This window comes from Microcoleus sp. F10-B2, assembly GCF_036704965.1.
Lineage (GTDB): Bacteria > Cyanobacteriota > Cyanobacteriia > Cyanobacteriales > Microcoleaceae > Microcoleus.
In genome coordinates, this window is record NZ_JAUBTB010000033.1 from 23,507 (window position 1) to 44,866 (window position 21,360).

Consider the following 21,360-nt stretch of genomic DNA (forward strand, 5'->3'; position numbering starts at 1 on the left):
TTGAAATTAACAGCAAACAAGGAGAATCAATATGCTCGTTCAAGAACAACCTGCCCAGTCTAAACAAATGACCCTAGACGAGTTTCTGGACTGGTATCCAGAGGGTCAAGGTCGCTTTGAACTACATGATGGAGCAGTTATCGAAATGCAAGCAACAGGAACTCACGAACAAGTAGGGGGCTTTCTCGCCCTCAAAGTAGGCGTTCAGATTGAACGTTTTGCTTTGCCATATTTCATTCCCCGCCAAGGAATTATTAAGGCTATTGATTCTGATAAGTCTGGCTACAGCCCAGATGTGATGGTGTTAGATTGGCAGGGAATTGAAACGGAACCGATGTGGAAAAAGCGCTCGACTATTACCCGAGGTGAAACTATCCGTTTAGTCATCGAAATCGCGAGTACGAATTGGCAAGATGACTACTTAATAAAGTTAGCAGAATATGAAAAATTGGCAATTCCTGAATACTGGATTGTCGATTATTTGGGGTTGGGGGGCAGAAGATATATTGGCAACCCCAAACAACCAACTATTTCCGTTTATCAGTTAGTTGATGGTGAGTATGTACTTAATCAGTTTAGAGGTGATGATGTGGTGCGATCGCTTGCTTTCCCAGATTTAAACTTAACGGCAGAACAGATTTTTCAGGTGGGGCAATAACTAAATAAAGTTTTGCGAACCAAAATACAGGCGGTACAACTCACAGCTTAGCGTACAGCGGTTGTTATCGAGATGAATCAGCCCTATACTAACTAATTTAGAAGCTACTACCGGATCTAATTCCACACCACACTCCGATTTTACCACTTGTTGAAGTGCAACCGCAAGTTCTGGATACTCTTGCAATGTTGCCCAAAAACTCCGCAAGTAATCTTTATAAATTCCTCCTATTGTAGGAGCTTCTTGTAGTAGCAGATCTAGCGTTACAGTGTGTTGACAGAGGTGGTAAAGAGCTAGCCGCACCAGATAAGGATGTCCCCCCACCATTGCCATCAGTCGCTGGGCATTGGGGCTATCTGTCCAATCCAGTCCGTGACGCTGCGCTAAAGTAAGTATCTGCTCTTCTGTAAAATAGGGCAATTGCAGCGGCAAACCGACATTAAAAGGCGATTCAGTGAGCTTTAAAGGAATATAAATTTCTGTGGAGTGAAGAACTATTAACCGCAGTTTTCCGAAAGTTTCAATCCGCTTTGCTTCTTCATGCCAGCTTCGCAGCAGCGGCAAAAATTCTCGGGCAATTTTTGGATACTCGAAAAGCCTATTGACTTCATTTAAAGCTAAGACAAGGGGGCTACTTATTTCTCTTAATACATATTGTTGCAAATAGATGATGCAGCTTACTTTGCTACCCATATCTTCATCCCAATAATCATCTAGTAGAGGTGGCAATTCTAGGTGACGGCTGATGTTGGCACAGAACCACCGTAAAAATTTATCCAGGTCGTATAAAACAGCTTCTTCGGCTTGCTGAAAATCCAAACTTACAGTGCGATAGCCAAGAGAATTAGCGCGCTCTAAAATCCTTAGCAGAAGGGAACTTTTTCCCATCTTCCTGGGAGCTTTAATCCGCAGAACACTTCCAGGTTTGGCAATCTCTCGATACGCGAGTTCTTCAATTAGTGGGTGATGGATATAAAATGGCGAACCGAGGGGCACGGGAGAGCCGGGAAATTCTAAAGGTGTTGCTAGGCATTGCCTGCGGGTGAATTCTTGAATTAATTCTTGTTCCTCAGCAGTCAGGGAACGCGATTCTAGAGAGGATCTAAAATTTGATTTATTAATAGATGTCTGCAAGATTTCAGAGAGACTTTGCCACAAGCACGAGGCGATGTTTCTCAGGTAATGCTCTCCGTAATGAGAGGTAGATGCGATACTTGTATAAGTTTTTCCTTCCCAAACTTGGCGGAGTATAATTTCTTGTACTGGATATAAATCTTTTTGTAATCGGGCACGAGTTAGCTGTAGTATCTCATCTATCGTCATAACTTGCAATTACCTTATAAGTGTATCGTTGATATTATCACTTTTGATCCTGTAAAGCTGAGTTTGTGTCAACTTAGAGTTAAACTTCCCATCGGGAGTATCTCAATGAAAGCAGTTAAGCTAGAAATTGGAGTTTTAAGGCCCGAGGCCCGAGGCTGCGGGGAAAGAGGAAGAAGGAAGGAGCCAGAAGAAGTGTTTTTACAAATATGAGATGCTCCCCTTCCCATCAGGCAGGAATTGAACCCCTTCCTCACAGCTTTAGTCCTCTGAATAAAACTATAAATTAGGACTTTTAAACTCATTAGTCCTCTTCGCTGCGGACTTTAGCTGTTAGCAAGAGACTTAAGTCTCTGGCAGCTTTTGGCTTAAGTTTAGATGTATGAAGAGTGAAGCCAGCTCTACAGGTTTTTGAGAAGGGTTCTCTTGGTTAAGTGAAATCCGTGATATCCCTTAAATCTTTTGCTTGCCGCGTTGCCTCAAGGGTAACTGAGTGCTCTAACCGAATTTCAAGAGCCGCTGGCGCCCCTAGCTGAAAGGTAGCCCCGCTCAGTTATTCTCGCTCGTTAGTCAAAATGTCATGTAGGTGTCACAGTTGCTCGTGAAGCCACCATGAAAAATGTGACAGTTGACATTGCTAAAGCTTAGTCAATGGGTGCTAATCTTATTAAAAGTATTTTTACATCCTTGCATCTGTTCATCACAAGTGTTAATTCCAACAGCCTTATTCTTTTTTTGTGGTATAACAATTTTTAAGCCTGCTATAATAGCAGGCTTAAAAATTATAGCACATAATAGTGTTGATTAGATGCAAATGGTTTCTAAAATGTTTTCAAATTATTTTATTCCTCACGGTCATTGCTATTTGTGGAAGCCGGGATTAGTGGGGCTGCACATTGTGTCGGACGCTGCGATCGCCGTCGCTTATTTTTTGATACCCCTGACGCTGATTTATATTGTCCAGAAGCGGAAAGACGTGCCTTTTGACTGGGTTTTCATGTTGTTTGGCTCTTTTATTATCTGCTGCGGGATTACTCATATTATGGAAATATGGACGCTGTGGCATCCTAATTATTGGTTTTCGGGTTTTCTTAAAGGGATTACAGCGCTGATTTCGCTATGTACAGCAGCAGTGCTGGTGGAACTAATTCCAAAAATCTTGGCGATCCCCAGTCCCGATCAATTGGCGGTGGCAAATTTGGCTTTACAAAATGAGATTGGCGATCGCAAGCAAGCTCAGGAAGCACTCTCGCAATTAATGCTAGAATTGGAAAAACGGGTGATGGAGAGAACGGTGGCTTTAGAATTAACCAATGAACTTTTGCAACAAGAAAATCGCGATCGCTCTTTGGCTGAAAATTCATTGCGGCACTCTGAATCTCAACTGCTTGAACGAACTGAGCAGCTAGAGAACACTCTGCAACAACTCAAAGACGCCCAAACTCAACTCGTGCAAACTGAAAAAATGTCTTCTTTGGGGCAAATGGTAGCTGGGGTTGCTCACGAAATCAATAACCCTGTTAACTTCATTTATGGCAATCTGATTCCGGCTGAGGAATATATTAAAGATATTTTGGGATTGATTAAGGCTTATCAAGTTTATTACCCCACTCCGGCGCCGGAAATTGCAGACAAGATTCACACTATAGAACTCGATTTTATTTTAGAAGACTTGCAAAAACTTTTTGGTTCGATGAAAATAGGAGCAGAGCGGATTAGGGAGATTGTTAAATCTTTACGCACATTCTCCCGTTTAGACGAAGCCGATATGAAAAATATAAATATCCATGAAGGTATCGACAGCACTTTAATGATTTTGCAGCATCGCTTGAAAGAACAAACAAACCGTCCGCCGATCCAAGTGATTAAAGATTATGGAGAGTTGCCACTATTGGAATGCTATGCTGGACAGCTTAACCAAGTATTTATGAACATTTTTTCTAATGCTATTGATGCTTTAGAACAGATGGCGGCGCAGGGGCGTTACACCAAAGGCTATTGGGAAAATAATTTGCCCGATCGCTTACAAAACACCCATTGCCAACTGCTAAAAATTCGCATCCGCACGCTTTTAGTTGATGGCAAGTGGGTGCAGATTCGCATTGCTGATAATGGCACTGGCATAGATGCTGAGACGATCGCTAAAATTTACGATCCGTTTTATACGACGAAACCCACCGGTTACGGTACCGGGCTGGGTTTGGCGATTTCTTATCAAATTATTCAAACCCATGAAGGTTATTTGCGCTGCACTTCCGAGGTTGGGAGAGGTACTGAGTTTATTATTGAAATTCCTTTGCGATCGCAACTTTGCAATCGCAAGTTGTTGGCCGAGAAGCAAGCTGTGATGAAGAAGTTTGGTTGAGGCGGCAATAACTCATTCCGAATTAGGCTACAAATTTCGATACCTTTCACTTTTTTGCCTAACTTAGGCAGGATCGAATATATATTATTTACCCAAAGGAATATTATGTGGGAATTCCTCAAAAATATCTTTTCCCCAACTCAGTATATGCCTCACGGTCATTGCTATCTCTGGCAAACGCCTTTAGTGTGGCTGCACGTAACGGGCGACTTTTTAATTGCGATCGCCTACTATTCAATTCCGGCGACGCTAATTTATTTTATCTTCAAACGGCGCGATATCCCTTTTTTAGGAATATTTGCTTTATTTAGTGCATTTATTATTCTCTGCGGCACGGGTCACTTGCTAGAAATTTGGACTTTGTGGCATTCCGCTTATTGGCTGTCGGGGATTGAGAAAGCACTTACTGCACTGGTTTCCTGCTTCACGGCGGGACAGATGGTAACATTATTACCGCAGTTTTTAGGTTTAAAAACCCCGCAACAATTAGAGGCTATAAATCGCAAGTTGCAGATTGAAATTGCTGTGCGTCAAGATGCAGAATTAGCGTTGCGCCACGCTTATGATGACTTAGAAAATAAAGTCCAAGAGCGCACCGTACAGTTGACAGAAATTAACGCTTATTTAGAAGCAGAAATTCGAGTAAGAATAGCCGCTGAATCCGCTTTGCGCGAACGAGAAAATCGGTTAACAGAACAACAAAATGGTTTGCTAGAATTAGCAAAAAACTCTAGTATCTATGAGGGAAATATCAGCGAGGCGTTGAGAGAGATTACGCAAATGGCAACCCGTACTTTGAATGTTGAGCGGGGAAGTATTTGGTTTTATCAAGAAGATAAATCCGCAATCTGCTGTGCCGACCTCTACGAACTGACCCCCAATCAACACAGTGAGGGTGCAGAACTGAAAGTTGCTGACTATCCTAGCTATTTCCAAGCTTTGAATACAGAACAGGTACTCGCAGCGGTTGATGCCAAAACCGATCCGCGCACCCGAGAATTTAGAGAATCTTATTTCACGCCTTTAAACATCTCGTCGATGCTAGATGTTCCTATTACCCATCAAGGACAAATTGCTGGTGTAATTTGTTTAGAACATCAGGGAACGAGGAGGAATTGGACGCTCGACGAACAAAGCTTCGCTAGCTATTTGGCACAGCTCGCAGCTTTAGTAATGGAAGCTCGCGATCGCAAGCAAGCCGAGTTAACATTGCGATCTGTTACCGAACGCTTGCAATATTTGCTGGCGACTACCCCGGCGGTGATTTTTAGCTGCCAATTAGGAGGAAATTATGACGTAACATTTGTCAGCGAGAATATTTTTTCAATGATGGGTTACGAAGCGAGAGAATTTGTTGATGGTTCCCTTGATTGGCATAGCCTCGTTCACCCCCAAGATCGAGAGCTTGTTGATACTTCATTCGCTCAGATATTGGAAAAAGAATTTATTTCCTACGAATACCGAGAACGGCACAAAGACGGTAGTTATCGCTGGATATACGATGAGGTTAAGTTGGTCAAAGATGCTGCTGGCATACCTGTGGAGTGCGTTGGTTATGGAGTGGATATTACTGCTCGCAAACAGGCGGAACTAGCCTTGCAGCAGCAACTAAAAAGGGAGCGGCTAGTTAATTCCATCCAAGAGCGGATTCGTTCTTCTCTTAACCTAGAAGAAGTGATGACAATGGCTGTGGAAGAAATTCGCCAGTTTTTGTCAACTGACAGGACAGTTATTTACCGCTTTAATCCTGATTGGAGTGGATTTATCGCTGTTGAGTCAGTAGCAGCCGATACGATGCCAATTTTGGGAATTGATATTAGCGATCCTTGTTTTCAGGAACACTACGTCTCTGTTTACAAGAAGGGACACCTTAGCGCGATCGACGATATTTATACGGCAGGTATTTCAGAGTGCCATGTGAATTTACTGAGCCAGTTTGAAATTAAAGCTAACCTCGTGGTTCCGATTTTGCAAGGTAAAAATTTATGGGGCCTACTCATTGCTCATCACTGCCGCAGTCCAAGGCATTGGAACTCTTCTGAGATAGAATCTCTCAAGCAAATTTCCGTGCAGCTAGGAATTGCCATCCAGCAATCCACCCTTTTTGAACAAGCCAAAACAGAAATTGCGGAACGTAAATTAGCAGAAATAGCATTACAAAAAGCTGTCGTAGCTGCTGATACAGCTAACCGCGCAAAGAGCGAATTTCTTTCTTCTATGAGCCACGAACTGCGGACTCCCCTGAATGCCATTCTGGGATTTAGTCAGGTGATGGTGCGCGATTCATCTCTTAACAATCAACACCAGCAGCACCTCGAAATAATTAATCGCGCCGGCGAACACTTGCTTTCGCTAATTAATGACATTTTGGAAATGTGCAAAATTGAAGCGGGCAGAAGTCAGCTTAATGAAAGCAGTTTTAATTTAATGCACCTGCTAGAAACCTTAAGAGAAATGTTTCGATTAAAAGCTAAATCTAAGAAATTGCAGCTAAATTTTGAAGTGGTTGACGGCGTACCACACTTTGTTAATGGAGATGAAGGTAAATTGCGCCAAATTTTGATTAATCTTGTCGGAAATGCAATCAAGTTTACAGAGACGGGTAGCGTTACGTTGCAAGTGAAAAAGAAGGTAGAAGAAAGTTTGGCAGTTGAAACTGGAACTACACAAACAAAACCCGCCTGCGCAGATTCTGAACAGTCGGAAAGCTGGGCGATGGAAAGCGCAGCTATACAAACAAAACTCGCCCGCGCTGGTTCTAATCAGTCCTCGCAGGCGGACTTTGATTGTGTAGACGCAAATGACATTCACCCGGTATTTGTACGCCTTCAATTTCAAATTGAAGATACCGGCCCGGGCATTGACGCAGAAGAGATAAATAAGTTATTTGAACCATTCGAGCAAACACAAACAGGTCGTAAATCTCAACAGGGGACTGGGTTAGGTTTACCAATTAGTCGCAAGTTTGTACAAATGATGGGAGGAGATATTACTGTCAGCAGTACACCTGATGTGGGAAGTAAGTTTGCATTTGATATTGAAATGAGGCTGCCCGAACCCACCGAGATTAAAATGCTTAAACCGCAGAAAAAAGTAATTGGTTTAGCACCTAATCAACCAGAATACCGGATTTTGGTGGTTGACGATCGGGCGGATAACTGTCTAGTCATAGAGAGATTATTATCACCACTAGGCATCCTCGTCAGAGAAGCTAAAAATGGTCAAGAAGCTATTGCTGTATGGGAGGAGTGGAAACCGCACCTGATCTGGATGGATATGCAGATGCCTGTCATGAATGGCTATGAAGCTACCAGAAAAATTAAAGCTCATCCTCTCGGAAAAAAAACTGTAATAGTTGCTCTTACTGCTAGCGCTTTTGAAGAGGAGCGAAAAACTATTTTAGCAGCAGGCTGTGATGATTTCATGCGTAAACCCTTCGATGCAAATATATTATTTGCGAAATTGGAAGAACTTTTAGGAGTGCGCTACATTTACGAGGAATCTGTTGAAGCAGAACTCGAAAATAAAAATGAAATTAGCCGACTGACCAGCAATCAATCGGTAGAATCACAACTCGGTAAAATGCCTCTTGAGTGGGTGGAGAAGATATCTCATGCTGCTCATGAATGTTGCGACGATAAAATTATTACTTTAATTGAGGAAATGCCTAAAGAATTTGCTTTGTCCGCACAAGTTTTAGCTAATTTAGTCCATGATTTCCTATTTGACGATATTATAGAGCTAGCGAAATTGGCAGTTACTGGCAGGTGAACATACCAGTTTCAAGCTAATTACAATTTAGGAAGATTTCATATTTCAAACAAACCTAAAATTAACCCCCTAATACCTCTAGCAGCCCTCTATTTTGAGGAAAAAAAAGCGGAGTTTATACAGTTTAATTTTGACAGTAATTATTAAGCGTCAATATTTTTGATTGAATAATAAAACCGTGAGCGATCGCATGGACAGCAATTTATTTCCTATAATTCAAGCCAACATTTTAGTAGTTGATGATAAGCCAGATAATGTACGGCTTTTATCTAAAATCTTGACCGAACAAGGGTATCAGGTTCGTAAAGCGCTGAACGGGCAAAGGGCCCTCGCTACAGTGCTGGAGTTTCCCCCCACTCTAATTCTGCTGGACGTGATGATGCCTGAGATGAATGGATATGAGGTGTGTGCACAGTTGAAAGCTTCACCAAAAACCAGTTCAATTCCAGTGATTTTCTTAAGCGCCTTAGATGATGTTGTAGATAAGGTAAAAGCCTTTGATATGGGAGCAGTTGACTATATTACGAAACCTTTTCAAGATAAAGAAGTATTGGCACGAGTGGCAAATCAGTTAACAATTCAAAGTCAACAAAAGCTACTTCAAGAGCAAACCAAGCAATTAGAAGAAGTTGTCGGACGTTTGCAAAACGAAATTAAAGAGCGGCAGGGGGTGGAGTTAGCTTTACGCCTTGCTCAAAAAAAGTCGGATCATTTATTGCTAAATATTTTACCAGAAGCGATTGTTGAAAAATTGAAAAAAGGCGAGGGTGCTGCTGCCGAGAGGTTTGAGTCAGCAACAGTTTTATTTGCCGATATTGTTGGTTTTACGTCTCTTTCTACCAGAAATTCACCTCTAGAATTGGTGAATTTTCTCAACCAGATTTTTTCAAAGTTTGACCAACTAACTGAAAAACACGGTTTGGAGAAAATTAAAACGAGTGGGGATGCTTACATGGTAGCAGGGGGGTTGCCAGTGTCGAGGGCAGATCATGCAGAAGCGATCGCGGATATGGCGTTGGATATGCAGGAAGCGATCGCTTATTTTCTAACTGACACGGGCGAACCCTTCCAAATTAGGATTGGCATTAATACAGGACCAGTAGTTGCTGGCGTAATTGGCACTAAAAAATTCATCTATGATTTGTGGGGAGATACTGTTAATGTTGCTTCCCGGATGGAATCTCAAGGATTACCGGGGTATATTCAAGTTACTACTGCTATTTACGAGCAGTTAAAAGATCGTTATTTATTTGAGGAAAGAGGCCCGATCGCGGTTAAAGGTAAAGGAGAAATGACGGTCTATTGGCTGAAGGCTAAAAATGTTAGGTCAAGCTAAGTAGAACGGCGTAAATATTTGTAGTTGGAATGAGGCAGGAGGCAGCTATGCTGAAGGCAGGAGGGAAGAGGGTTTCAGCCTCATTTATTTTTCTTAACACAGTTGTGTTTTTTCCCACAGACTTACTTAATTGGTAAGCGATCGATCGCTCTCCTTAAAAAATGAAAATTATTTGCACTTTTACTGTTAAATTATCGCGTAGAATCTCTATTTGGCTGATGAATTCTCGAAAGTAAAACCTGCGTTCCGATTCTGACAAATCGAGCCAAAATTGGGGAAGCGAAACTGTTTGAACCGTTTCTCGCAAATTCACTGGGGGCAGTTGTGCGAGTTTGGTTTGCATTTCGGCAATTTCGGTGCGGATTTTGTAGGCTCTCAATTCAGCAGTTTCTGTGTCTAAAATGCCGCTTTCAATCATGGCTGGCAGTTGCTCTAGGATTTCTTGTTTGGAGCCGATCGCCCTGCCAATTCCTGCTTTAATTCCATTCATGTCAGGCATTTGCAGCCCAGCGACAGCCTGCGGTAAATCCTCGCAGATTCTTTTGATAGTTAATTGCAATATTTCTTCGTAAGAAAGACCGCTGCATTTAGGCTGTTTTGGACAGTTAATCGGTCGCAAATAAAGGTATTCTTTGTCTTTGCGGTAGGAGGTAACTTTTGCTACTGTCATGGGCGATCGGCATTCGGAACAAATTGCTAAACCTGCAAGGGAACGGGGGGCGCTGGCGGCGCGGGGAGAAAGTTGGCGGTTGCGGCGCAGCAATCGGTCTACTTGGGCGGCTTCTTCTCTGGAAATAATCGGGACGTGGGTGTTAGAAATTACTTGACCGTTTTGATATTCCAAATCGCCTCGGTAGGCGGGATTTGTCAGCCAGCGGCGACCTGTGCTGACGGAGATTTTTTTGCTGTATTTCTTTGCTAAATAGCGCACGGAACCGCGCAAAGAACCGTAGATGAGAAAGTGTTCAAAAAAGTCTTTGACGGCGGGGGCGGCCACACGATCGATCGTGTAGCGCTCTTTGCCGCGCCGATAGCCGTACGGAGCTTTGCCCGGTGGAATCCGCGATTTGATGCGGTTGCGGGCGTGTCCTTTGCGGATGCTGCGGCTGTGTTGGCTGCGCTGGAGTTCTGCGAGGATTTGCAGCAAGTTTTTGCGGTTTCGCGGTTCTGTTTCTGCTTGGACGATGATTTCGACGCCGAGGGTTTCGAGTTGGGCCAGGTGCAGACACACTTGCTGCAATGTGTCGCCGAGTTCTTCAAAGCGCTGAATTAATAAGTATTTGACTGGTTCTGTTTGGCAGTCTTTGAGGAGTTGCTGGAGTTGTTGTCGCCCTCCTAAGTCTTGATATATTCGATCGACCTCTTGGCCCCAAATTTCCGGTGCGGGTGCTGCTTCGAGTAGCGGTTCGGTGTAAGAATAGGCGATGACTTTCATCTGTTACTCGCTGAGTTCGATGATGTTGCCGTCGGGATCTTGGGTAAATAATGCCGATCGACCTGACGCGCTCATTTGGAACGGGCAATTGTGGGCAATTAATTGTTGTTTGGCTGCCTCTAAGTTGGCCACAGAAAACGCTAGATGTCGGTTGCGTCCCCATTTGTCATTGTTTACGGCATCTGGTATAATTGTCGCAGCTAAAATTAGGTGGAGCTGGCAGTTGCCGATTTGATACCAGATTCCGGGAAATTTTAAGACTCGATCGATTTTTTGCAGTCCTAGTACGCTGCTGTAAAAGTGTTCGGATTTTTCCAGGTTGGAGATGAGTAGGGCGCTGTGTAGGGCTTGAGTAATTTGCATTTTTGTCGGGTATTTATTTTTTTATTTTAACCGCTGATGCAGGCAGATGAACGCCGAGTGGTTGATGTTTGTTCAGTTTTTGATATGATAACATTGTCAGTCGCTCTTAACCTATCTACTTTTATTAGCTAATTTAGCTGATGGGACATCAACTAAAAATCCGCTCGATAATATCTCTGATGTGACTTGAAAAGGACATCGCTCCGGCGAAGCAAGCGCTTCAAAAGTTTTTGATAAATATGATTTAGTAGCCGCAGAAATAGCACGAGTATGGGGAGACAGGCTCGAAGCTATCGATTTGTACGATCGCGCCATTGCTACTGCCCAAGAAAACCAATACCTTCAAGAATAAGCGCTCTTGTGCGAACTTACAGCTAAATTTTATCTGGAAGCAGGTAAAGATAAAATTACCCGCGTCTATCTAACTGACGCATACTACGCTTATACTAGCTGGGGAACTCAGGTAAAAATTCAGGATTTAGAACAAAAATATCCCCAGTTACTCGCCCCCATTACCGAACAAAAAACAACTTTTTATGCGGGATATACAATCAATATATACAATCGATAAAACTCTCGTCACAACCATCATTTCTACTGGCAATAATATTTCCTATATGCTGGGTTATGCAACAGTTATTAAAGCTTATAAAAAAGCCTTATTTCAATAAATCAACGTCGAAAAATTGCTATCAAGTTTGCTCTAAAATTTAATCAGAAATGCTGAAATGCACAATGCTATATCATTTTTAAAAAAGTGTAACTTATTGATTTTTGCTAATATTTAGAGGAGAGATGCTATTTGCCAAATATTCCACTTTTTCAAAGCCAAAGTCTTTCAATAACTGCCATCAAATACGTCTGGCGTACCAGGGAAAAACCTTGGTAAATAAACATATTGCTACTGACAATATCTTTGCTGCCGACTCCTACATTATTCAGAATCAACCTAAATTTGTATTGTCTACTCCTATTGTTAATCAACGTAAAGCCTTCGGTATTTTGTACTTAGAAAACAGTCTCGCCCCAGGTGCATTTACTGCTGAAAAATTGGAAATCTTAAAAAGACTATCTTCCCAAGCAGCTATTGCCCTCGAAAATGCTCTGCTTTATCAAACTCTAGAAGATAAAGTTGAAGAACGCACAGCCCAACTATCCCAAGCTAATCAGGCAATTTATCCCATCAACTAGCGCCTCAAAACAGAAATTTTTCGCATGATATCCGAACTCGATATCCTCAAAGAAATGCAGCAGTTAATTCTGCCGAAACCTGCGAAATTAGCAGCAATTACAGAGTTAGATAGGGAGCATCTCAATGAAAGCAGTTAAGCTAGAAATTGGAGTTTTAAGGCAGGAGGCAGTAGGCCCGAGGCTGCGGGGAAAGAGGAAGAAGGAAAGAGGAAGAAGGAAGGAGCCAGAAGAAGTGTTTTTACAAATATGAGATGCTCCCGTTAGATATTGCTATATTTATGGAACCAGCAGATGAAGTTGGTGGCGATTATTACGACGTATTTTGTACTGACGGAGTAGTTACACTCTGCATTGGTGATGTCACTGAACACGGAGTCAAGTGGCATTTTGATGGTGATGACTCAAGCGGCAGTTCGGACTTTTCAGGAAGTTAAATAACTATATCCAGTGCGCTTTGTAGATGCCATAAGCCGTACTCTTTATAAAATTATTCGGCGGATAAAATCGGACAAAAACCCGATCCTACCTCTCCTCACTTACCGAGACTCTAAAGTTAGTATTAGCGGTCAAAACGAGGAAACTCTCGCAGTCAGAAAATCCGGTCAAATTGAACGCATTGATATGATGAATTTAGAATTTATAATCGGCTTAGATGAGAATATTTCCGATTTGGTATGCCATGTTTTAGTAGACTTAGAGCCGGGGGACGGGGTGGTGCTGTACACCGATGGCATGGGAGCATCTCAGTTTTGCAGCCAAGCTAGAAATTGGAGTTTTGAGGCCCGAGGCTGCGGGGCAGGAGGCCCGAGGCTGCGAGGAAAGAGGCAGAAGGAAACAGGAAGAAGGAAGGAGCCAAAAGAAGTATTTTTACAAATATGAGATGCTCCCGATGGCATCCCCGAAGCTAGAAATATGCACAAAAAATTCTACGGTATCGAAAGACTATGTGAAGTGGTTTCTCAAAACTGGCATTTGAGCGCCGAACAAATCAAGCAAGCCGCCATCGATGATTTGCGATTTTTTTTTTGAGAACAAAAGGTATTTGATGACATTACTTTGCTAGTATTGAAGCAACAGGGACATATTGTGCATAATTTATGATTGACGGTCGTCAACCCGGTTTTTACGATCGAGCTTGGATTTAGTCGCCAAGCATTGAAGCAGCCACCGGATTTCTCGCTTCGCCCGTGTAAGTTGTAATAATTTACAGCGAGCGAGTAAAACAATTTTGCGATCCCGGATTCAGGAGTATACATTATGAAACCAAAACTAAATTTACCACATTCTAAATATCCAGAAGAACTCAAGACCCAGCTACAGGATTTGATGAAAAAACTTGAGGAAGTCGAAGATGAAAAAAATAGCTATGAAACTCTAGTAGAAATTATCACGCAACACTCCACGGATCTGGAAAACCAGATCCATCATAAAAATCGAGAGATGCAGACTTATATCGAGCAGGTTAAAAAGGTGATAGATGCAGCTATTGCTGTGAAAAACAACAAATTTGAACCCCAGATATTGTCAGAGGTAGCAGCGCGGAGTGATGCACTGGGAGAACTGGCACAGGTATTTTCGCATATGGTGCAAACGGTGAAAGCGCGGGAACAAGAATTAGAGAAACTTTTGCAGGCTTACGGACGTTTTGTTCCCGATGAATATCTCCAATTTCTCGGCAAGCAGAGTATGGTTGATTTCCAGCTTGGAGATCACGTCAGCAAAGAGATGGCAATTATGTTTTCCGATATGCGTTCGTTCACCACGATGGCGGAGCAAATGACTCCTCAAGAAAACTTTGACTTCATCAATAACTATTTACAGCAAATTAGTCCCGAAATTCGCAAGCACAACGGTTTTATTGTCAAGTATATAGGAGATGGAGTCATGGCAGTTTTTCCCGATGGAGTTGATGATGCTATTCAGGCAGGAATTGTGAAGTTGGAGCAGTTGCAAAAATACAATGAAAGCCGTAAAATAAATGGGGATATACCGCTGAAGATTGGCATTGGTATCCATGTGGGTGATACGATGGTTGGGATTATTGGAGACGCGAATCGGATGCAAGCAGATGCGCTCTCAGATCATGTCAATCTCACCGCTCGTCTGGAAGGTTTGACTAAGTATTATGGCGTATCTTTATTAATTTCTGGAGATGTGGTACAACGTTTGAGTCAACCCGAAAAGTATCATATCCGTTTTTTGGATCGGGCTATTGTCAAAGGAAGACAAGAAGCCATTACAGTTTGTGAGGTGGTAGATGTTGAAGTAGAACCAGTGCGATCGCTCAAAATTCAAACTTTGCCTATATTTGAGGAGGGACTCCAAGAATATTGTCAGGGAAATTTTGTTAAGGCTATAGTTTGTTTTGAACAGATAGTAGCCCTAAATCCAGATGACAAGCCCAGTCAACTTTATCTAAAACGCATCCAATCCCTGTTAGAAAATAGTATTCCTGCTAACTGGAACGGCGTGTGGAAATTCACCCAGAAGTGACATAAATACATCAATTGGAGGGATAAAAATCATGACATCTGGAAGCTTAAAAACTATGACACAAATCTTGGGAGACTTCATAGAAGAATTTCCTCCTGAACACGACTCCCTAGAACTTACATTTACCCCCAGTTCTCGTCCCATCAAGCAGCGCTGGCGCAATAACAGGCTTTCGGCTCATTTTGTAGCCGATTATTTGTCTAGTTTTCTACCGCTGGATGAAGAGGATGCTAACAGCGAACAACGGATTAAACAAAGCAAGGGAGCCGTGAGTTACGTCGCTAACGAACTGTTAGAAAATGCTATCAAATTCACCGATGATAATGATATTTATAAGGTGAAGTTTGGTATACACTTTATTGAAGATGTGGAGGTGATAGCAGTGATTTTTGCTACCAACTGTGCCAATTCAGAATCTGTCAATAAATTGCAGGCATTCATTAAAGAACTACTATCTTCCGACGACCCGAATGAACTATATTTACAGCAGCTTGAAAAAAATGCTGAAACAGAAAGTGAAACGTCGGGATTGGGATTACTAACGATGGTTAATGACTATTCAGCCAAGATAGGTTGGAGATTTGAGACAATACCAGACAGTCTTGATATCATGCTGGTGACGACGGTGGCTCAAATTATTGTCTAGTTTCTAGCATTTCCATGTTTACTCTTTTTGTGCAATCGCAATATTTTAGTCAGGAAACCAAAAAATAATGGGTATTCAAGAAATTAAAGGTGAAGATTACAGCATTAAGTACGATCGAGAATCGGTAACAGTGATTTTCCAAGGCGAACTCAGCCTGAGCGGACCAGCAGAGTATGCACCAATAGTCCAATTGTTAGATGAGGTCGCCAATCCCGAACCGCCTACTATTACTTTGAACCTAAAGAACTTGGAATTTGTTAATAGTTCTGGTATCAGTATGCTGTCTAAATTTGTCATAACCGTGCGGAAAAAGAAAATGATTCAACTTTTGGTGTTGGGTTCAAAGGATGTTCCCTGGCAACAAAAATCTCTCAAAAATTTAGAAAAGCTGTTGCCAACTTTAAAGCTAGAATTGGAGTAGGATATGTGTAAATTTTAACTGCGGTTAACACAGGCGGGACGCCCGTGCCACACACGGTTAACACAGGCGGGACGCCCGTGCCACACACGTAAATTGCTTAAGTTTGCTGGATCGGCAGTTCAATGATAAACTCGGTTCCCTTGGACGGTTCAGACTCGCACCTGAGCGTTCCTCCGTGATTTTCTACTAAGATTTTGTAGACAATAGACAATCCTAAACCAGTACCTTTACCGATTTCCTTGGTGGTGAAAAACTGCTCGAACATTCGTTCTTTGATCTGTGCTGTCATTCCCGACCCCGTGTCTGCAATCCGCACTCTCACGCGATCTGAACCCGCTAATTCTGTGCTGATATAAATTTTTAGCGCTGCATTGGGCTGATTTGCTGCTGCCTCGTCCAAAGCATCGATCGCGTTGCTAATTATATTCATAAATACTTGATTTAGCTGTCCGGCATAACACTCGACAGCGGGCAATTTTCCATAATTTTTAACTACTTGAATTTCGCGACGGTCTATTTGAGAATTGAGACGGTTTCGCAAAATTAACACGGTGCTGTCAATGCTGTCTTCCAAATCGCACAGCGTCATGTTACTGTTATCCGTTCGCGAAAAGTTGCCCATAGATTTTACAATTTCGCGAATGCGATCGGAACCAATTTGCATGGAAGACATAACTTTAGGCAAGTCTTCAACTAGAAAATCAAGATCCATCTCTTTGATTTGAGCTTGAATTTCTGGACAGGGATTGGGATAGTATTCTCGATAGAGATGCAGCAGGTGTAGTAAATCTTGAGTATAAATTTCGGCATGGCTCAAGTTGCCGTAAATAAAACTAACTGGATTATTAATTTCGTGGACGATACTAGCCATTAGCGCCCCCAGCGAAGACATTTTTTCGCTGTGGAGGAGTTGAGCTTGAGTTTGTTTGAGTTCGCAAAGTGCACGATCGAGCTGGGCGGCTTGAGCTTCCGCTTTCGCGGTAGCAGCACAACTTTCTTGATAAAGTTCAACCTGTTTGAGGTCGATTTCAAATTGTTCGATTTCGCTTTCTTGCTGGTATTGACTCACCACGGCATCGAAAGCTTCTAGCAAGTCGCCGCCCGCTGCTTCGACAATGTACAGCAGGTGGGGATTTTCCAGCCCGAGTTCGGAATCGGGAACTTGCACCAGTGCTTTAATTCGATCGATATATTCGCGGATTTGTTTGTCTAGATACAGCGGTGCCTCAAAATACATTGCCTTGAGGGTGGCTGAAGGGGGACTGCCTAAGTTGATGCTGCTGCCAATATTAATTAAGTCGCGGTGCGATTTTTCCATAAGCTCGATCGCCTCTAACAAATTTCCCCGCAGTTTGGCTTTTTCTACCCCATTCTGAGAACAAACTAACCTCATGCAAAAAAAAGCCGTGCGTTGGGAAAGCATTCGCTGACGGCCGCTGATATTAATTACCGCTGCACTAATTTTTCTGGCTGTCGTAATTTCTTCCAGATTAAAATAGTTCCTCATTGCCGCCATTGGTAATATCCCCGACTCAACTAAATGTCTGTAGCTCCTGCTGACACAAGATTTAAGAGCCATAATAAAAAATTGTACAAGACACTAAACAATATATTCTGTATTTCTTGCTAAATTAGTATACTAAAACACAATTATTTTCAAGTGGTAGCTTATCACAATTTTTATAATTCGGCTTGTTGCACAGTTTTTCTTAATTATTCAAAAATTTACAAATCAACTTCGCCATAAGTTCAGCTTGAGTTTGTGGAAATCCGTGAGCAGCATTGGGAATAATTGCTCACTCGGCTCCCGGTATCTCGTTAGCGTAGGTTTTACAGTGCGATAGAGGAATTGTTTCGTCACTATCTGCGGCGATGACTAAGGTAGGAATTTGCAATTTGTAAATTTCTTTTTCTACTGTATCAACTGCGTGTTCCTGCCGCATCGGGATCATTAAAAATGACCTTGCTACTGGTTGAGACATTAACTCCTTGCGCCACCCTGAAATTTGCTGCAATTTCTCACTTTTTCCCGCTAAACTAGCAAAAGGTTTTGCCAACTGCAAGACCCAATCCACGGCTGGGGTTTCCTACAACAGCGGCCCCAAAGCATCGTATTGACCGCAAAAACTATCGTCCCGAATTCCCGCTGGTGCTGCTAACACTAAACTGCTAACAGAATTAGGATATTTGAGGGAATATGCAGATGCTCAACCGCCAAAAGAATGTCCGATGATGCAGCATGGTTCGATATGTATTTGTTCTACAACTTGCCGGACAAAATCAACTTCTACAGCTACGTCATAGCCGATTTCTGGTTTGCTGGATTCTTCAAAACCTAACATATCTAAACTGATGCACCGAAACTGAGATTGCAATAACTCAATTAATGGCAGCCAGCAAGTCTTTTCTCCAAAGAAACCGTGCAGCATCAATAAGGGTCGGCCGCACCCGATGTCGAGGTAGGCTGCTGTTTGGGTGGTGCTATTGACAAATGTACTTAAATGTGGTTTTGTCTTAGAACTGCTTGAGACTGCATGGGGATCGACTCCTGAGATGTAAGAAATATTTGTAAACAATTGTAACAAAACAGCAGTCCAAAGGTTAAACTTCATTACGGAGTACACAATTAGAAATAGACCGTGATACTCTCTATGATTATTAGAAAATACTGCAAACTCAAAGCAGGAGAACACTTTGAACTCTACTTTAAAACAGTACCCGGCTTGCTCTCTTCGCGAAGATGTCAGTGAGTACGTAGCACACCTACAGCTTCACATGACGTTACAAGCTCGCAACTTGCTCCCTACCATTACCACCGCTAAGGACAGTCGCGAACAACTGTTGCAGCAGACTCAGGCTCATTTTGAGAAACGAGTTTCTCGACAAACTCTTTAAACAAATTTTACGATCGCCCGCGATCGAACTTTCCCACATTTCAGCATCCCAGAAACCCGGTAGCCTCAAAAATACCGGGTTTCTTTTCGGCTAATTATACAGGGGGTCCGGTTTTGGGTAATATGCGTTGGGTGTGCTTTAAATTTAATGTCTATGCGAATTCCGATTATTGCATTTTTGACTTTGGCGGCGCTGGCTGGCGGCGAATTGGCAGCGCGGGCGATCGATCCGAGTGCCGCATCGACTCAGGCGGAGTTTAGAGAGGGAACCGCAGAGGCGCAGAGGGCGCAGAGAGAGGAGGATGAGGTCATTGGTGACAACTTAACGTCAAACCGACCGTCTCTGTTGTTTGTAGCGAAGTCTAGATCCCCCCTAACCAAGGGCGGGCACGGGGGCACCGCCCCTACTAAGGGGGGGACAAGAAATATGCTCAAAGTCCCCCTTATTAAGGGGGATTTAGGGGGATCCAGACTCGATGACAAGCGACATTTGTTATCGGTTCCAGTCTTAAATAGTCACCAATCGGATGAGGTGAGTCCAACTGTGCAGGATTTGCCGGCATCCGATGAGCTCGCAACTTCTCCAGAAGTACGCGCGACGCAGCTATCCCCTAGGGAATCGCCCTCTCTCAAGTCCAGCCACAATAAAGATTTTACATCTGTGTTAAAAACTCCGGCCCCGCTGGCGGCACAAGCCGAAATCCCCGAAGCAGTAAACAGCAACGCCCGACAGCTAGGCGGTACTCTACAAATCAGTCAAGCAGGCAATGCTGAGGGCGTTTACGTTGCCGAGGTGAAAATTCGCTTTGTCAATTCCCGAGGCGAAGCTGTCGATCAAAAAGGGAATCCGGTTGAGGGCAGAATTTCGGAAGATTTTATCAGAGGTGAGATCAAACTCAAGGCGGGGGATAACTACAGCCGGGAAGTTGTACGATCGGATTTGCAGCAGTTGCAGCAATTGGGATTGTTTGACAAAGTGACGGTTTCGATCGAAGAAGTTGGCACGGATGTTAATGTAATCTACAACGTTCAAGAGCGATCGGCTCGCTCTTTTAGCGTGAGTGCCAGTCTTAGTGATGATGTTGGCGTTGCTGTTCCTCTTTCATATACCGATCGAACTTTCGGCACCAACCCCCAGCGGCTAGCGGTGGAACTTGAACCCAGCCTCCGAGGTATCCAGTACGATGTCGAGTTTGTCAGCCCTTACGTTGCCGCCGAAGACCGTTTGGGATACAGTGTGAGAGCTTTTGGCGATCGCCGAATATCGGAAATTTTCAACAAAGATATTGATTTGCCCAACGGGAACCGAGTTCGGGAAATTCGGGTGGGGGGAAATCTCAGGTTTACCAGACCTTTGGGCGATTGGCAATCGACTTTGGGACTGAATTATACAAACATCAGCACGCGCGATCGCAACTTAAATATCGCCCGCCGCGACGAACTCGGCAATCCTCTGACAATCAGCGGCAGCGGCGTTGACGAGTTATACACTGTTTCTTTTGGCGCGATGCTCGATCGGCGGGACAATCCCTTCAACCCCACCAGCGGCTCGATTCTCAGCCTCAGCACCGAGCAGTCGATTCCTTTGGGGCGAGGTAACATTGTGAGCAACAGGCTGTTAGCGAATTATATACAGTATGTACCACTAACTTTGTTGGGCATCAGCGAGTCCGAAGCCTTGCCCGAAATGCTGGCTTTTAACTTGCAAGCGGGGACGGTAATCGGGGATTTGCCACCAACGGAAGCTTTTCGCCTCGGCGGCCGCAATTCCGTGCGGGGTTACGACGGCGGGGATATTGGCAGCGGCCGGAGTTATTTTTTGGCTTCGGGTGAATATCGGTTTCCTGTGGGTCAGGATGTCGGCGGCGTGATATTTGTTGATTTTGCATCGGATTTGGGAACGGGAGATAGCGTACTCGGAAAACCGGCGGTAGTCAGGGACAAACCGGGGACTGGGGCGGGTGTTGGGGTGGGTGTGAGGGTGCGATCGTCCTTTGGATTAATTCGCTTAGATGTGGGTGTTAGCGACTCCGGCGACATCAAATTTATACTCGGTACAAAGCAGCGATTTTGAATTAGTCATCAGTCACGAGTTAACTGTAGGGGCGGGTTTTACCAACAATATTTGATAACCGCAAACAATCTTGTAAACCCGCCCCCACACAACCGATAACCCAGATTAACCTGATATTGGAGCGAATCCAAAAAATGTAGATTCAGATTTGTCGTTGGGTGGGGGCGGGTTTATTATATTGTTGGTTTCTGGCATAGATGATTGGTAAAACCCGCCCCTACAGGATGCGTGAAGATACAAGAAGCGATTTCAATCGCCAGTTGCTAAAAAAGGTTTCAGCCTGCGGTTTTAAACAGCGGGGTATCTGCTATCTCTGCTAAGGATTGGGCGAGTTGTCGATCGAATAATTGAGTTGGATTTCTTTGCTCAACCCAACCTCCAAAGTGGTACTAA

The 21,360-nt window shown here is 43.4% G+C and carries 20 protein-coding genes and 1 pseudogene; 15 read left to right on the plus strand and 6 right to left on the minus strand.

The window, feature by feature from the left end; all coding sequences use genetic code 11:
- Window positions 1-31: 31 nt before the first annotated feature.
- Complete coding sequence (locus QUA99_RS14660; RefSeq protein WP_333237839.1) at window positions 32-658, plus strand: Uma2 family endonuclease; 627 nt, start codon at window positions 32-34, stop codon at window positions 656-658.
- Here QUA99_RS14660 and QUA99_RS14665 read toward each other — a convergent pair whose 3' ends face one another.
- Entirely contained in the window at window positions 659-1,981 is a 1,323-nt protein-coding gene (locus QUA99_RS14665) for an AAA-like domain-containing protein (RefSeq protein ID WP_333237841.1), read from the minus strand.
- An 805-nt stretch (window positions 1,982-2,786) separates the two neighbouring features.
- Between QUA99_RS14665 and QUA99_RS14670 the strand changes: the two genes are divergently transcribed.
- The 3 genes from QUA99_RS14670 to QUA99_RS14680 all read left to right on the plus strand — a co-directional run bounded on the left by QUA99_RS14670 (window position 2,787) and on the right by QUA99_RS14680 (window position 9,450).
- Window positions 2,787-4,343: an ATP-binding protein gene (locus QUA99_RS14670; RefSeq protein ID WP_333237843.1), complete on the plus strand. Its 1,557-nt coding sequence runs from the start codon at window positions 2,787-2,789 to the stop codon at window positions 4,341-4,343.
- Between the two features lie 105 nt (window positions 4,344-4,448).
- Window positions 4,449-8,114, plus strand: a complete 3,666-nt coding sequence (locus tag QUA99_RS14675) for a GAF domain-containing protein (protein ID WP_333237845.1) — start codon at window positions 4,449-4,451, stop codon at window positions 8,112-8,114.
- A 190-nt stretch (window positions 8,115-8,304) separates the two neighbouring features.
- Window positions 8,305-9,450 (plus strand): adenylate/guanylate cyclase domain-containing protein, encoded by a 1,146-nt coding sequence (locus tag QUA99_RS14680; RefSeq protein ID WP_333237957.1) that lies wholly within the window; start codon window positions 8,305-8,307, stop codon window positions 9,448-9,450.
- A 154-nt stretch (window positions 9,451-9,604) separates the two neighbouring features.
- On the opposite strand, the gene QUA99_RS14685 is transcribed toward QUA99_RS14680, so the two are convergent.
- Both QUA99_RS14685 and QUA99_RS14690 read right to left on the minus strand, forming a co-directional pair.
- Window positions 9,605-10,885, minus strand: a complete 1,281-nt coding sequence (locus QUA99_RS14685; RefSeq protein WP_333237848.1) for a recombinase family protein — start codon at window positions 10,883-10,885, stop codon at window positions 9,605-9,607.
- 3 nt (window positions 10,886-10,888) lie between these two features.
- On the minus strand, window positions 10,889-11,248 hold the full coding sequence (locus QUA99_RS14690) for a VOC family protein (RefSeq protein WP_333237850.1): 360 nt from the start codon (window positions 11,246-11,248) through the stop codon (window positions 10,889-10,891).
- 358 nt (window positions 11,249-11,606) lie between these two features.
- Between QUA99_RS14690 and QUA99_RS14695 the strand changes: the two genes are divergently transcribed.
- From QUA99_RS14695 to QUA99_RS14730, 9 genes and pseudogenes are all read left to right on the plus strand, one after another.
- Entirely contained in the window at window positions 11,607-11,819 is a 213-nt protein-coding gene (locus QUA99_RS14695; RefSeq protein WP_333237852.1) for a hypothetical protein, read from the plus strand.
- 311 nt (window positions 11,820-12,130) lie between these two features.
- Window positions 12,131-12,439, plus strand: a complete 309-nt coding sequence (locus QUA99_RS14700) for a GAF domain-containing protein (protein ID WP_333237855.1) — start codon at window positions 12,131-12,133, stop codon at window positions 12,437-12,439.
- Between the two features lie 124 nt (window positions 12,440-12,563).
- Entirely contained in the window at window positions 12,564-12,689 is a 126-nt protein-coding gene (locus QUA99_RS14705) for a hypothetical protein (protein WP_333237858.1), read from the plus strand.
- A 1-nt stretch (window position 12,690) separates the two neighbouring features.
- On the plus strand, window positions 12,691-12,873 hold the full coding sequence (locus tag QUA99_RS14710) for a hypothetical protein (RefSeq protein WP_333237861.1): 183 nt from the start codon (window positions 12,691-12,693) through the stop codon (window positions 12,871-12,873).
- Window positions 12,874-13,060: 187 nt separating this feature from the next.
- On the plus strand, window positions 13,061-13,318 hold the full coding sequence (locus tag QUA99_RS14715; RefSeq protein WP_333237863.1) for a hypothetical protein: 258 nt from the start codon (window positions 13,061-13,063) through the stop codon (window positions 13,316-13,318).
- Between the two features lie 9 nt (window positions 13,319-13,327).
- Window positions 13,328-13,540: pseudogene (locus QUA99_RS33140) on the plus strand (SpoIIE family protein phosphatase); the annotation flags it as partial.
- 156 nt (window positions 13,541-13,696) lie between these two features.
- A complete protein-coding gene (locus QUA99_RS14720; RefSeq protein ID WP_333237866.1) occupies window positions 13,697-14,932 on the plus strand; it encodes an adenylate/guanylate cyclase domain-containing protein in 1,236 nt (411 codons plus the stop codon).
- 31 nt (window positions 14,933-14,963) lie between these two features.
- Window positions 14,964-15,578, plus strand: coding sequence for a DUF6272 family protein (locus tag QUA99_RS14725; protein ID WP_333237868.1), 615 nt, complete (start codon window positions 14,964-14,966; stop codon window positions 15,576-15,578).
- A 67-nt stretch (window positions 15,579-15,645) separates the two neighbouring features.
- On the plus strand, window positions 15,646-15,999 hold the full coding sequence (locus QUA99_RS14730) for a slr1659 superfamily regulator (protein WP_333237870.1): 354 nt from the start codon (window positions 15,646-15,648) through the stop codon (window positions 15,997-15,999).
- 97 nt (window positions 16,000-16,096) lie between these two features.
- On the opposite strand, the gene QUA99_RS14735 is transcribed toward QUA99_RS14730, so the two are convergent.
- The 3 genes from QUA99_RS14735 to QUA99_RS14745 form a co-directional block, all read right to left on the minus strand.
- Window positions 16,097-17,578, minus strand: a complete 1,482-nt coding sequence (locus QUA99_RS14735; protein WP_445251013.1) for an ATP-binding protein — start codon at window positions 17,576-17,578, stop codon at window positions 16,097-16,099.
- 217 nt (window positions 17,579-17,795) lie between these two features.
- On the minus strand, window positions 17,796-18,074 hold the full coding sequence (locus QUA99_RS14740; protein WP_333237873.1) for a hypothetical protein: 279 nt from the start codon (window positions 18,072-18,074) through the stop codon (window positions 17,796-17,798).
- A gap of 132 nt (window positions 18,075-18,206) precedes the next feature.
- Entirely contained in the window at window positions 18,207-18,611 is a 405-nt protein-coding gene (locus QUA99_RS14745) for an alpha/beta fold hydrolase (RefSeq protein ID WP_333237875.1), read from the minus strand.
- A gap of 82 nt (window positions 18,612-18,693) precedes the next feature.
- Between QUA99_RS14745 and QUA99_RS14750 the strand changes: the two genes are divergently transcribed.
- Together QUA99_RS14750 and QUA99_RS14755 are read left to right on the plus strand one after the other, a co-directional pair.
- Window positions 18,694-18,894: a hypothetical protein gene (locus tag QUA99_RS14750; RefSeq protein WP_242720238.1), complete on the plus strand. Its 201-nt coding sequence runs from the start codon at window positions 18,694-18,696 to the stop codon at window positions 18,892-18,894.
- Window positions 18,895-19,047: 153 nt separating this feature from the next.
- Complete coding sequence (locus QUA99_RS14755) at window positions 19,048-20,967, plus strand: BamA/TamA family outer membrane protein (RefSeq protein WP_333460366.1); 1,920 nt, start codon at window positions 19,048-19,050, stop codon at window positions 20,965-20,967.
- Window positions 20,968-21,360: the final 393 nt, after the last annotated feature.